This is a genomic window from Veillonella parvula (genome assembly GCF_024461875.1).
Classification (GTDB): Bacteria; Bacillota; Negativicutes; order Veillonellales; family Veillonellaceae; genus Veillonella; species Veillonella parvula_I.
This window is the reverse complement of the sequence record NZ_JANGAL010000194.1, coordinates 1-206: the sequence shown is the minus strand read 5'-3', so window position 1 is coordinate 206 and position 206 is coordinate 1. Positions and strand designations below refer to the sequence as shown.

Here is a 206-nt window from a genome sequence, read left to right as displayed (position 1 = left end):
GTTGTACTTCGTTTTCGATTTCTTTCATCAATGTTCCCGTTTTACCAATGAGTGCTGAAGTGCGTTTCAACTCCCCTTTTACATTGACGGCGATCTTGTTTTTCGTTGCTTTGACATTTACTTTTGGTGAATGGATAAATTCATCTTCATGCAAGTGAGAACGAACCATTCCTTCGATTGCTTTTTTATCCAACGTCAACTCCCCA

Annotated in this window: 1 protein-coding gene; it reads right to left on the bottom strand. The window is 39.3% G+C overall.

What is annotated here, in order from left to right; genetic code table 11:
- On the bottom strand, positions 1-193 hold a 193-nt coding region (amaP, locus tag NE668_RS10315), incomplete at its 3' end, for an alkaline shock response membrane anchor protein AmaP (RefSeq protein ID WP_256197041.1).
- Positions 194-206 lie beyond the last annotated feature (13 nt).